Source organism: Tardiphaga sp. GW822-FHT04G09 (genome assembly GCF_058800725.1).
The window spans coordinates 85,565-98,210 of sequence record NZ_JBXAMO010000022.1 but is presented as its reverse complement, the minus strand read 5'-3'; the positions used below and the strand labels follow the sequence as shown (position 1 = coordinate 98,210).

Genomic DNA, 12,646 nt, shown 5'->3' with positions numbered 1-12,646 from the left:
GCTCCGTGCAAATCACGGAACCCTATGAATCAGCGATTGAACCTCTTGGGAATCCTGAATGTCGATCGGCCCTAGACAGCATGGCATTGGTCATCGCGGGTACCGCCAGTCCCATCCCGGCCGGAATCGTCAGAAACGGGACCAGCATGGCAGCATAGGTGCTTTGCGCATCCAACAGCAGCAGCAAGGCAAAGCCGGCGGCACACAGCAGCGCACCCAGCACCATCGGCCTGCGATTGCCGAACTGGCCAGCCATCCAGCCGCTGAACAGATTGGCCAGGATCAGAGTAGCCATCAGCGGCAGGAACGCCAGGCCTGCATCATGCGGTTGGTAGTAATAGACGTTCTGCAGATACAGGCTGAGAATGAAGATCAGGCCATAATAGGTGAAGTTGATGGCGATGCCGAACAACACCGCCGGACTGAAGTTCGGGTTGCCGAAGAAGCCCAAAGGAAGCATCGGATACGGCACCTTGCCTTCGATGTGCACGAACAGCCATGCGCAGACGGCGGCCAATGCCAGTCCGCCGAGTACCCACGGATGAAAAAATCCGAGCGGGCCGGAGTTGATCACCGAACCGACCAGACAGGTCAGCGCCAAAATGGCGCATAGCTGCCCGCCAAGATCGAAATGCTGTTGTGGCTTGCGTGGCGCTTCCGCGATCCTCATCGTTGCGATCATGCCGAACAGGCAAAGCGGCACGCTGACGAAAAAAATGCTGCGCCAGCCCAGCGTGCCGAGCAGAAGCCCGCCGATCACCGGGCCAGAAGCCAATGCAACGCCGGCGGTGGCCGTCCAGATGCCGACAGCGCGGGCCCGCAGCCTGGTATCGTGCATGCAGGCGTGGTTGAGCAGGGCAAGCGAAGGAGGAACCAGAATGGCCGCGCCGGTGCCCTGCATGACGCGGGCGGCAATCAACTGTTCGATCGACTGGACGGCTCCGCAAATGGCGGAAGCGACAGCGAAGACGGCAAGGCCGATGAGATAGGCCCGTCTGACACCCAGCCAGTCGCCAAAGGCGCCGCCCGAGATCAACAGCGCGGCGAATGCCAGGGCATAGGCGTCCGTCACCCACTGCAGATTGGCAACGCTCGCATCGAGCGCGGTGCTCATCCGAGGCAAAGCGACATTGACAATGGAGACGTCCAGTTGCGCCACGGCAAAGCCGATGCTGGTCGCTGCGACGACCAAAGCGACGGACGGGACCGCAGCCGGAGCAGTGTGTTCCGGAACGTTCAATGGCGGAGACTAGTAAACATGTTCAAGGATTCGCTTCATCGCTGCAATCCTCGCGAAGCTGAATGGTTTTGCCGCAGCGTGGTCGATGTTGGCGTCGAGGCACCATAGCTCGCCGGGTCGCATCTGAAGGACGCCGCGGGACGACCATCCCGCCGATCAGATTTCGGCGCGAAGCATGGTTAGGTTGGCCGTGCGGAAGCTTTCCGAAATCAGCCGCTGGAGCTCCGGACAATGCTTCAGGTATTCCGTTGGATATGCGGCTGAAGTATTTTTGTACTGAGTATCCCGGATATCACCCGAGCTGTTGATCAGAGGGATGTTCTTCCAGTAGCCCTGTGCGAACCCATCGTACTCTTGGTCGCTTTTGTGGAGTCCGTTGAGATAGCTGACCTCCGGACCGAGATTGAAACGGGATAAGTCGATCTTGCCAAGCAGCCGCGATGTCATGACCAATCCTCCTTTGTGGTAAATCCATTCATCTAGACAAATGCCAGATGAACAGGATAGCAAACGAGAATATCTGATCTGACGTATCAGAAACGGTGATAGCGGTGGATCTGGCGCGCTGTCGGATAGTGTAGCTCGGCGGTGGCCCGCAGGGCCTTCAACGCTTCCGCATCGTGGCCAGCACGACATTGGCCGCACCGACGCTCGGCGAGGTCCGTCCCACGCCCATGATACTATCCAGTCGCGCCAGCGCACCGACCTGACGGCGTCGCATCGGCGTGTCTGCCAGCACCTCCTGCAACGAAGCCACGAGCTTCTCCGGCGTGCAGTCTTCCTGAATGAATTCCGGGATCACATTCTCGCCGATCACCAGATTGGCGAGGATCACCGACGACGAGGTGATGCGGCGGCGGATGATCCAGGCCTCGACACTGCCAGCCTTGTAGGCGGTGACCATCGGCACGCCTGACAATGCAAGCTCCAGCGTCACCGTGCCGGACTTGGCGAACGCTGCATGCGCGATGCGGAACGCGGCACGCTTCTCTGTTTCGCCCACAACGATCCGCGGCTGCACCGGCCACGTTTTCAGTGCCTCGGTGATCGCCTCCACAAGATGCGGCATGGTTGGCAGGATCAGCTCGACCTGGGTGCCCTGCTTGTGCAGCAGATCCAGCGTCGCGCCAAAGGTCGCCATGTGATGACGAATCTCGCTGCGACGGCTGCCCGGCAGCACCAGCAGCACCGGTGGCTTCGTGTCGCGACGCGCCTGCTCGTCCGCATTGGGACGCAGCGTATCGATCTGTTCGATCAGGGGATGACCGACATAGGTGCATGGTGGACCGCCGAGCCTTCGATGCGCCTCGGGCTCGAATGGCAAGAGCGCCAGCACATGGTCGACATAAGCGCGCATCGCCTTCGCGCGCCCCGGCCGCCATGCCCACACCGTTGGCGACACATAGTTGACCACGGGGATAGAAGGATCGCGCTGGCGCACACGCTTGGCGACGCGCTGGGTGAAGTCCGGACTATCGATGATGATCAGCACATCAGGCCTGGCCCGCAGCACATCCTCGGTCGCGCGCCTGATGAGCTTCAGGATCGACGGCAATTTCCGCACAACCGCGGCAAGACCGATGATCGAAAGCTCTTCGATGGGAAACAGCGACTGCAGTCCTTCGCGCGCCATCGACGAACCGCCGACGCCTTCGAAGCGCACATCGTCGCCGAGGCGCTGGCGCAGCACCTTCATCAGCGCGGAGCCGAGACGGTCGCCGGATTCTTCGGTGGCGATAAGATAGATCGTCCTCGTCACGTCGGAAGTCCCGTCACGAAAAGACCTGCGGCATCGGCAGCGACAATCATTTGCTGCGGTTCGGCGACGATCGTATTGCCTGCCACGATGGCAATGCCGGCGAGCTTCGCGGCCACTGCACGCTCGACGGTGCGTGGCCCCAGTGTCGGCAGATCGAAGCGCAGGTCCTGACCGCTTTTGGGGGCCTTTACCAGCACGCCGCGCCCTGCCTTGGCGCGGATACGCCCCTGCTCGCGCAGAAGCGCGACGCGTGCCAGCAATCCATCGGTACCTTCGATATCCTCGATCCCCACCACATGGCCGTCGATCACCACAGTGGCCTGACCGATATCAAAGGGGCTCAATGCGCGCAGGACTTCGCGCCCGAGCGCAATATCGGCTTCAGCATCCTGATCCGGCATGGCGCGCGTCACGCTGCCCGCCGGCATCAGCACATCCGGCGCAACGTCCTTGATGCCCAGCAGGCGAAAACCTTCGTGCTCGAACAGGCGGCTGACACTCGTCAGCAAGTGATCGTCACCGCCGCGAAACGCGCGAAACACTTTCGGCATCACCCGAAGCGTCGCCCAGTCCAGCCTGATTTCGGAGATCGCGGGCCGTACCAAGGTGCCGATGAAAGTGAGATCCCGGCAGTTCTCGTTACGCATGAGATTCAGCAAACGGCCAAACTGGCCGATGGGAATCCAGTGGTGCTGAAATCGCGTCACCAGCGCCGGATCGCAGAACCCCTTCAGCGCGAACAATACCGGCGTGATGCCGCGCGCCTGCAACGCGTCCGCGACGGCGAAGGGCAATGAGCCGCCTCCGGCAATGATGCCGAACGGCGAACCAATCGGCGGATGCGCTTGCGGGTGCTGCATTTGAGCCTGGTCGGTCATGCTTCGCTCCGCGATACCCGAGCTCAAGAGCTGCTCTTGCTATCCTCGGGCAAGCACAGCGCACGATGTTTGGCGCCAGCGATGAATGTCAGGATTTCTGCAATCGCAGGATCATCATTCGCCAACGGCTGCACGCGCTCAAGCCGCTCGGCAAAGACGCCGGCCCCATGGAAAAGCTTCTGGTAGAACGAGCGCACGGTGGCAACGCGCTCCTTGGTGAACTTGCGGCGCTTCATGCCGATGATATTGAGGCCTTCCAGCGCCGCATACTGGCCGTTGACCAGTCCGAACGGGATGATGTCGCCGCGCACACCGCAGATGCCGCCGACCATGACCTGCGAGCCGATGCGGGTAAACTGGTGCACGGCCGACAGCCCGCCCATGAAGACGAAATCGCCGATCTCGCAATGACCGCCCAGCGTTGCCGAGGTCGCGAAGATCGCGTCATTGCCGACATGGCAGTCATGGCCGACATGGGCGCAGTTCATGAAGTAGCCGCGCTCGCCGACGGACGTGAGACCGCCGCCGGCGACGGTGCCGGCATTCATGGTCACGGACTCACGGATGGTGCAGCCATTGCCGATGGTAAGCTTCGTCAATTCGCCCTTGTAGCTGAGCGACTGCGGCGGCGTGCCCAGCGAGGCGAACGGATAGATTGTGCAATTCTCGCCGATGGTGGTCTGCGCCGTCACGTTGACATGCGAGAGAAGCCTGGTGCCTGCGCCAATCGTGACATGGGGTCCGATAATGCAGAAGGGTCCGATTTCGGCGCCCTCGCCAATGACAGCACCGTCGGCGACGCGGGCGGTTGGATCGATCTTGCTCATCGAGAAGTCCAGTTCCTGCAGATTTCTAGGATTTTCCGCTGGGTAACCCGCGTCACGTGGACTGTCCAGTACTGCGCGGACGAGCGCCACTGGAACCTTGTCCGACCCGAAATGTTCATGCTACGTTCCTATCAATAACAGCATAGGAAAGGCCTTTCATGGCGCGCCTGACCAGTCGGGAGGAGGAAGTATTGTCGCTGGTCGGCCAGTCGATGAGCTGCAAACAGATCGCGGGGTCCCTTGCCATTTCCGAATTCACCGTCCGCAAACATCGCGCGAGCATTCTGCGCAAGATGCGGCTGGGAACCACGGCGCAACTCACCGCCTTCGCCAAAACATCTTTCGCAAAGACATCTTTCGCCAACGCGTCGCATCCTGGCGAGACATCACACCACGCCGATCAGCGGGAAAGACACGACCGGTCTTTTTGACCGGCGACCGGCCCGTCCTCCGACCGCGCGAAATCGACGTCGCGCGGCTCATTGCTATTGGCCTCACCAGCAAGCAGATCGCCCGCAAACTCGGGATCAGCCCCCTTACCGTCCGTAAGCATCGCGAGAATGCGATGCGCAGCCTGAACGTCCACAGCCTTGCCGAGCTGATCGACGCAACGAGGCGCCTTGGTTTCGTCAATACGCCATCGGAGCCATATTCCACAACCACCGGTTGATGCACGCTATGGTTGTTATCCGCGACATCGTCACGACACCACGCAAGCCGCAATGCTTTCTCGCTTCGCAAGGCCGCTTGTTGTCGCCGACCAGTCATCATTCAGCCAGGAGCAGCAACATGGCCAAGTACACGATCAAGGTTCTGAACAACTCGGGGTTCGCGAAGAATTATGTTCTCTTCATGCAACCGCCCGCAGTGACATCGACCGGCGAACTGCCGGTCGTTTACAGTAACGCGTGGGTGACGTTCAACGGCATCCTGCCGGGCGGAACGGATACGGTCGAGTACACCGACGAAACGTTCGCATACTGGGCGACTGCAACCATGCCCGTCGCTCCAGGGACGACTATGGGCCAGAGCGGCGCCGCTGCAGTCGATGTCTCTCTGCAAGACAGCGTCAGCTTCGCCGGAACGATCCCCATCGGGTTCGGCACGGTTACGCCGGGCGGCGCGATGACCGGCTCTTACAGGATTATCGCCAACAACGATTTCACGGCATCCAACGGATACTTGTTCGGTTTGGCGCGTCCCGGCAACGTTCCGAGCATCCCGTCACCAGTCGCGACCTTCATCGCGGAGCCGAACGACACGTTCAACGTGACACCCGTGATCAACTTCTATGTCGCCGACGGTGCATACACGCCCGGCCAGATCATCGACTACACCACGGCCTCGACCAAGGCCGGCAACGTCAACTTCACGGGTCGCGCGCAAACCAGCGCTGTGGTCACGCAGAACCCCGACGGATCCTTCTCGCCTCAGTACTACTGACCGATCGGCGTCGGTGAAGGCCTGCGTCCAGGCACACACCAAATCCTGATCCGGATCTGCACCATGTGCGTCGAGATCGGTGCCGCTGCAGCGGGCAGCGGCACCGCATAACCATCCCCTCCAATTCACATGCTGACATCACAAGAGGTCCACATGGCTGTTGCCTATTCATCTTTTGTCACATCGGCCGGGAATCTCGCACCGGCGATTCACGGCGCCAATTTCGACGCCCCTTTCAACTGTTCCGCCACATTCACCGGCACCTGCTCGGCTGGTGAATATCGCCAATATGTGATGGGTCAGAACACGGCAAACGGCAGCGTCGTCAGCCTCGTGCTATGCGGAGCTGTGGTTCTGCTACCAGCGGCATATCAGGAAGATGGCTGCCCCTCGGGCAGCTGTACGGCGTACGGACATAGAACCTGTCCACAGCACCCGTATGATCGTTATCACCCTGCACGCGCGGACGGATGCCAGTTCTCGATGTATGATGCGCCCGGCTTCAAGAACGTGGTGCGAGGGACCACATACGTCGTCCACTTTTCATTCCAGGGAAAGCTGATCGACACATCAGCCGGCGGCGCCGTCCTGGCAACCAGAGGATGGACGGTGGAAGGAGCGACGACCGTGGCAGAGACTCCTCCAACACCGGCCCTGGTTGGCTTGTCGGCAACCGAGAAACTCATCGGTGCGCATACCGCGCGCAATCTCGAAACCGGCGCTCTTGAATTGCACATCGTGATCACGCGGCCCGCTGGTCTACCGGGCCTCGATGGCTCGTCGATAAGCCTGTCTCTGATCGATCCGACGGGTAAGAGATCACATCCATCTGACGCACCGGCGGTGCACGAGATCGGGACTCAGAGCCAATCGACCGTGAGCATCGTCTATACGCTCCGCCAGGGCACCACCCCACCGAGTTCGGTAGAACTGGCTATATATGGTGGCGTCGCCACGATGCGTGTCCGGCAGCGCTAGACGAATGACGCGGACTGAACGGTCTGGCCTCAGTCCGTCAGCATCGCGCCGACATCGGCCTCGGCAACGGTGACGCCATTCACCTTGGCATCGCCGTGGAACCACCACATGGCCTTCTTCTTGCCGATCAGATGCAGGTGATACTCGATGGTATCGCCTGGCATCACCGGCTTGCGGAATTTGCACTTGTCGATGGTGAGGAAGTACACGGCACGGGGCTTTTCCGTGCCTTCGACAGACGCGATGCCGATCACGCCGGCGGTCTGCGCCATGCCTTCTATCATCAGCACGCCGGGATAGACCGGGCGGTCCGGGAAATGTCCCAGGAAAGCCGGCTCGTTGATGGTAACGTTCTTGATGCCGATGCCGCTGAAATCCTTGCGGATTTTTACGACGCGATCGATCAGGAGAAACGGATAGCGGTGCGGCAGGGTCTTGAGGATGGTGTTGATATCGACCGTTTCAATGACGATCGGTGACTCGCTGTCGCTCGGTGTATCCTGGGTCATTCCCGCCCCTCGTCTTTCGTATCCTGCGTCGCCGCATCCGTCCCCGGCATGCTCTCGCGGGCGAGTTTCTCCACCGCGAGGATCTCGCGGAACCATTGCTTGGTCGGCCGGGCGAAGATGCCGCCCCACCGTCCACGCGGCGGAATGCTGTCCTTCACGCCGGCCATTGCCGCGACCTGCGCGCCATCGCCAATCGTAATGTGATTGTTGAGGCCCACCATGGCGCCCAGCGCGACGTTGTCGCCGATGGTCAGGCTGCCTGCAAGGCCGCATTTGGCGGCGATCACGCAGTGCCGTCCGATCGTCACATTGTGACCGATCTGAACCTGATTGTCGATTTTGGTCCCCTCGCCAATCACCGTATCGCGCAGGCTGCCGCGGTCGATGGTGGTGCCGGCGCCGATCTCGACGTCGTTCTGGATCAGGACACGGCCGGTCTGCGGGACCTTGATGTGCTTGTCCCGGCCAAACACAAAGCCGAAGCCGTCCTGGCCGAACTTGCAGCCGGGATGAACAAGCACGTTGTTGCCGATCAGTGTGAACTGCAGCGTGCTGCCAGCGCCGATATTGCAGTCGCGGCCGATCTTGACCCCGGCAGCGATCACCGCGCCCGAGCCGATAATGGTTCCGGACCCGATCTCGACATCGGGACCTATCACGGCCAGCGGATCCACAGTGACGTCGTCCTCGAGCTGAGCCGAAGGATGAATGACAGCGGAGGCCGCGATGCCCGAAATCTCAAAGCCGGAAGCCGGACGCAACGTGTCCGGATACAGCTCGCGGGCTAGTTCCACGAAGGCTGCAAACGGCCGCTTGGCGCGCAGCACCGTGACACGGGCTGGAATGTCGCCCTTGAAGCTCTCGCTCACCAGGCAGGCACCGGCCTTGGTGTGGGTGAGCTGGTCGATGTAGCGGAGATTTTCGAAGAAGGTCAGGTGATGGGGGCCGGCCTCGTCGAGCGAGGCTACGCCGGTCACGATCTGGTCGGCCCGCGTCGGGTCGACCAGTCGCACCTTCGTTGACGCGGCTATTTCAGCCAGCGTCAACGACGGCGATTGCTTGAAGAATGTCGGCAGAGCCATTCCACCCGTCGCGGTCCGGCCGGAGATCAAACTCAGAACGAAGTTCCGCCGCCGAACTTGAACTGCTGCACGCGATCATAGGCGCCCTTGGTGATCGGCACTGCGTAATCGAAGCGCAGCGGACCAAACGGCGACTGCCAGATCAGGCCCACACCGACCGACGACCGGACGACATTGCCGTCGTCAAAGGTCATGCCGGCGCAGTTGCCCACCGAGGTACGAGACGCAGCCACACAACCGGCGGCATTGACTTCGCCAGTCTGAGCCCAGCTCGTCGGACCTTGATAATCCCAGAGGCCGCCAGCATCGGCATAGACAGCGCCCTTGATGCCAACTTCCTTCGGCAGGAACCAGAATGGCATCTGCAATTCGGCCGAAGCGCCCCAATACTTGGTGCCGCCGAGCGCGTCACCGTAGGATCCAAGCGCAACGTAGCTGATGTCACGCGGACCGATGCCGTTCTGCGCGAAACCACGCACCAGGTTCGGACCCATCTGGAAGTGATCCAGCATGCGGATGTCTTCGCCGACCTTGTTCAGCATACCGCCCTGGACACGCAGCAAACCAACGATGTCGGCCACCAGCGGGGTGTAGTACTTCGCATCGATCGTGGTCTTCAGGTAGGTCACGTCGCCGCCGACGCCAGCGTAGTCCTGCTTGAACTCCAGGAACAGACCGTCGGTGGGGTTCTTGTTGTTGTCGAGGGTGTTGTAGTTCAGCGTATAGCCGAGCGCCGAGGTCAGCGTCTTGCCGCTGGCCAGTTCGCGACGAACCGGCAGCGACGACTCGCCATCGGCGTAACAGCCCCACGTACCGGAATTGGCTGGATTGACGAAACCGGGGCCAAACAATGAATTCAGATAACCGGGCGTGTTGGTTGCCGTCGGGCTGCCTGGAAGGTTGTTACAGTTCGCCAGTGTCGTCGGCAGCGAAATCTCCTGCTGATAGATCGAGTAGCGCAGCTGCAGTGCGAGATCTTCACGCAGCTGGAAACCGAGACGCGGGCTGAAGCCGAGCGTCTTGGTGTTGTACGAGATGTAGCTGTTGGACAGCTGCTCGCGCTGATAGAAATCGAGGCCGAGCGCGACGCGGTAGTCGAGCAGATAGGGCTCAACGAAGGACAGCGAGTAGCCACGGGCATACTGGCCATACTGGACCGATGCCTTCGCGAACAGACCGCGACCGAGGAAGTTACGTTCCGAGACACTGACTTCGCCGAGCGCACCGTCGGTGGTCGAGTAACCGCCCGAGACCGAGAAGTCGCCGGTGGATTTCTCTTCCAGATCGACCACCAGGATCACACGATCGCTGGACGAACCGGGCTCGGTCGTCACCTTCACGCTCTTGAAGAAGTCGAGGTTCTTCAGGCGGCGTTCGGCACGATCGACCAGCGCGCGGTTATAGGCGTCGCCTTCGGCGAGATCGAACTCGCGGCGGATGACATAGTCACGGGTACGCGTGTTGCCGCGCACATTGATGCGCTCGATATAGACACGAGGGCCCTCTTCGACCGCGAAGCCGATGGTAACGGTGTGAGATTCGAAATTGCGATCGCCACGCGGACGCACGACGGCAAATGCGTAGCCGCGGCGGGACATTTCGATCTGCATTTCCTCAACCGACTTCTCCAGCGCTTCCGCGTTGTAGAGCGAGCCGACGCCGACGCGCGAGAAGCTGCGCAGCGAGTTCGGATCGAACTGCGGAATGGTGGACGAGAAATCGACCGACGACACGCGGTACTGCTGGCCTTCTTCGATCTTGAAGGTGACCAGGAAGCCCTTCTGCTGCGGATCGTATTCGGTGAGCGCGGCGACGACCTGAACGTCGGCGAAGCCGTTCTTCAGGTAATAACGACGGATCAGGTCGCGATCGGCTTCGACGCGGTCCGGATCGTAGATATCGCCCGAAGCCAGGAAGCTCAGGAGGTTCGATTCACGGGTCTTGATGACGTCCTTGAGGCGATAGGACGAGTAATAGTTATTGCCGATGAACTGGATCGACTTCACGCCGGTCTTCGCGCCTTCGTTGATCGTGAAGATCAGGTCGACGCGGTTGTTCGGCTGTTCGATGAATTCCGGAACGACGCTGACGTCATAACGGCCGGAACGGCGATAGATTTCGGAGATGCGCTGGGCATCGGCCTGCACCATCGGGCGCGACAGCGTCCCGCGCGGCTTCGACTGCACTTCAGCATTCAGCTGGTCGTCCTTGACCTTCTTGTTGCCTTCGAAGGCGACACGGCCAATGACCGGGTTTTCGATAACGCTGACGACCAGACGGCCACCGGCCTGATTGATCTTCACGTCCTGGAACAGGCCGGTCTCGATGAGCGACTTGAGGCCGTCATCGATGGTGCCCTGATCCAACCGGCCACTCGGGCCGGGCCGGAAATAGGAGCGGATGGTCTCCACATCCACGCGGCGATTGCCTTCAACAACAATCGAAGCGGCGGTCTGGGCCACGGCAGTCGAAGAAACGAGCGCAGCAGTCACCGTAGCGGCGACAGGCATGGCGACCAACAGCGAAGCAGCAAGAAGGCCGCCCCGGAAACCCCGCAAACCAAAAATCATGCGCAAAGCGCCCTTATCATTCCATCGCCAGCCCGCACCCCTACGGTCTGACAGAATCCCTTTACTTGCCCAGCTTGTAGCCAATTTTACCTGACTGGCAAACGACCTTTCGTCCTGCAATTCTAATTTCATTCCAAGACGTTGCCCATCGGCCACGTTGCCCCCAGCCCTGATCATGACGAAGCTAGGTGAAGAATGTCGTTATAGGTCGCAAATACCATCAACATCAGCACCAAACCGAGGCCAATGCGGAAGCCCACCTCCTGCGCGCGCTCCGACAGCGGACGCCCTCGAACGGCCTCGACGGCATAGAACAAAAGATGACCGCCATCGAGCAGCGGCACCGGGAAGAGGTTCAGGAGCCCGATCGAGATCGACAGAACCGCAGCCAGGTGAATCAGGGCAGTCAGACCAATGGTCGCCACCTGCCCCGAGATTTGGGCGATTCGCATCGGGCCGCCGATCTGGTCAGCCGCTTCCCGTCCGGTGAACACGCCGCCGATATAGGCGATTGTGCGGTCCACGACGAACCAGGTCTCCTTGACGCCAAGCACGAAAGCGGTCGCCGGATTGACCCGCTCTGTGGTCGCTTCACCAACCGCGGTCGCGCGGGTAATGCCGAGGACGCCGAGACGATGGACGTTACCAAAGCTGTCTTTGACCTCGCGAAGTTCCGGCGTTCCCTTCAGCTCGACATCAGCTTCGCCTCGCTTGACGCTGAAGGCCAACTGCTCGCCAGCCTTGGTGCCGACGATGCGCTGCATGTCGGAGAAGCTGCCGATCACCTTGCCGTCGATGGCCTTGATGATGTCACCTGACTGGAAGCCGGCCTTCTCGGCCGCGCTGCCGGCCTGCACAGAGTCGACCTTGGCGGTCGTGCTCGGCTTGCCGAAGAACGTGAAGAGACAGGTGAAAATGACGATCGCAAGGACGAAATTGGCGATCGGTCCGGCGGCCACGATGGCAGCGCGCTGACCGACCCGTTTGTGGTGGAAGCTGCCTTTGCGCTCATCCGCCGTCATGCCTTCCAGCGCAGCGCTGGATGGCGTCGAGGCTTCGCTTTCGTCGCCGAAGAATTTGACGTAGCCGCCAAGCGGGATCGCCGAAATCTTCCAGCGCGTGCCGTGGCGATCGTTGAAGCCGACGAGCTCAGGACCGAAGCCAAGCGAGAATGTCAGGACCTTAACGCCGTTCCAGCGGGCTACCAGAAAGTGGCCGAGTTCGTGGAAGAACACCACGATCGTCAGGACAAACAGGAAGGGGATGATGTAGCCAATAAATCCGTGGCTTAACGTACTGAAACTATGTTGGAAAAACTCAAGCATCCCGATCCCCTAACGCGAGGCCAAAGGCCCCGTCC

The 12,646-nt window shown here is 60.7% G+C and carries 13 protein-coding genes; 4 read left to right on the top strand and 9 right to left on the bottom strand.

What is annotated here, in order from left to right:
- Window positions 1–22 precede the first annotated feature (22 nt).
- From AC1RLZ_RS26590 to lpxA, 5 genes are all read right to left on the bottom strand, one after another.
- A complete protein-coding gene (locus AC1RLZ_RS26590) occupies window positions 23–1,240 on the bottom strand; it encodes an MFS transporter (protein WP_493191064.1) in 1,218 nt (405 codons plus the stop codon).
- A gap of 156 nt (window positions 1,241–1,396) precedes the next feature.
- Complete coding sequence (locus AC1RLZ_RS26585; protein ID WP_493191063.1) at window positions 1,397–1,687, bottom strand: hypothetical protein; 291 nt, start codon at window positions 1,685–1,687, stop codon at window positions 1,397–1,399.
- Between the two features lie 157 nt (window positions 1,688–1,844).
- Window positions 1,845–2,999 (bottom strand): lipid-A-disaccharide synthase, encoded by a 1,155-nt coding sequence (gene lpxB, locus AC1RLZ_RS26580; protein WP_493191062.1) that lies wholly within the window; start codon window positions 2,997–2,999, stop codon window positions 1,845–1,847.
- Window positions 2,996–3,877 carry an LpxI family protein gene (locus AC1RLZ_RS26575; protein ID WP_493191061.1) on the bottom strand — a complete coding sequence of 294 codons (882 nt, stop codon included), beginning with the start codon at window positions 3,875–3,877 and terminating at the stop codon, window positions 2,996–2,998. Before AC1RLZ_RS26575 ends, lpxB begins: the two co-directional genes overlap by 4 nt.
- 23 nt (window positions 3,878–3,900) lie before the next feature.
- Complete coding sequence (lpxA, locus tag AC1RLZ_RS26570; protein ID WP_493191060.1) at window positions 3,901–4,704, bottom strand: acyl-ACP--UDP-N-acetylglucosamine O-acyltransferase; 804 nt, start codon at window positions 4,702–4,704, stop codon at window positions 3,901–3,903.
- A gap of 158 nt (window positions 4,705–4,862) precedes the next feature.
- Between lpxA and AC1RLZ_RS26565 the strand changes: the two genes are divergently transcribed.
- The 4 genes from AC1RLZ_RS26565 to AC1RLZ_RS26550 all read left to right on the top strand — a co-directional run bounded on the left by AC1RLZ_RS26565 (window position 4,863) and on the right by AC1RLZ_RS26550 (window position 7,125).
- On the top strand, window positions 4,863–5,135 hold the full coding sequence (locus AC1RLZ_RS26565) for a response regulator transcription factor (RefSeq protein WP_493191059.1): 273 nt from the start codon (window positions 4,863–4,865) through the stop codon (window positions 5,133–5,135).
- Window positions 5,132–5,374, top strand: a complete 243-nt coding sequence (locus tag AC1RLZ_RS26560; RefSeq protein WP_493191058.1) for a response regulator transcription factor — start codon at window positions 5,132–5,134, stop codon at window positions 5,372–5,374. The genes AC1RLZ_RS26565 and AC1RLZ_RS26560 overlap by 4 nt, the downstream gene beginning before the upstream one ends.
- A gap of 119 nt (window positions 5,375–5,493) precedes the next feature.
- Window positions 5,494–6,147: a hypothetical protein gene (locus AC1RLZ_RS26555; RefSeq protein WP_493191057.1), complete on the top strand. Its 654-nt coding sequence runs from the start codon at window positions 5,494–5,496 to the stop codon at window positions 6,145–6,147.
- A gap of 153 nt (window positions 6,148–6,300) precedes the next feature.
- Window positions 6,301–7,125 (top strand): hypothetical protein, encoded by an 825-nt coding sequence (locus AC1RLZ_RS26550; protein ID WP_493191056.1) that lies wholly within the window; start codon window positions 6,301–6,303, stop codon window positions 7,123–7,125.
- A gap of 29 nt (window positions 7,126–7,154) precedes the next feature.
- Here AC1RLZ_RS26550 and fabZ read toward each other — a convergent pair whose 3' ends face one another.
- The 4 genes from fabZ to rseP all read right to left on the bottom strand — a co-directional run bounded on the left by fabZ (window position 7,155) and on the right by rseP (window position 12,611).
- Window positions 7,155–7,634: a 3-hydroxyacyl-ACP dehydratase FabZ gene (fabZ, locus tag AC1RLZ_RS26545; RefSeq protein ID WP_371422723.1), complete on the bottom strand. Its 480-nt coding sequence runs from the start codon at window positions 7,632–7,634 to the stop codon at window positions 7,155–7,157.
- On the bottom strand, window positions 7,631–8,716 hold the full coding sequence (gene lpxD, locus AC1RLZ_RS26540; protein ID WP_493191055.1) for a UDP-3-O-(3-hydroxymyristoyl)glucosamine N-acyltransferase: 1,086 nt from the start codon (window positions 8,714–8,716) through the stop codon (window positions 7,631–7,633). Before lpxD ends, fabZ begins: the two co-directional genes overlap by 4 nt.
- Before the next feature lie 32 nt (window positions 8,717–8,748).
- Window positions 8,749–11,286, bottom strand: a complete 2,538-nt coding sequence (bamA, locus tag AC1RLZ_RS26535; RefSeq protein ID WP_493191054.1) for an outer membrane protein assembly factor BamA — start codon at window positions 11,284–11,286, stop codon at window positions 8,749–8,751.
- A 173-nt stretch (window positions 11,287–11,459) separates the two neighbouring features.
- Window positions 11,460–12,611 (bottom strand): RIP metalloprotease RseP, encoded by a 1,152-nt coding sequence (gene rseP / locus AC1RLZ_RS26530; RefSeq protein WP_493191053.1) that lies wholly within the window; start codon window positions 12,609–12,611, stop codon window positions 11,460–11,462.
- Window positions 12,612–12,646 lie beyond the last annotated feature (35 nt).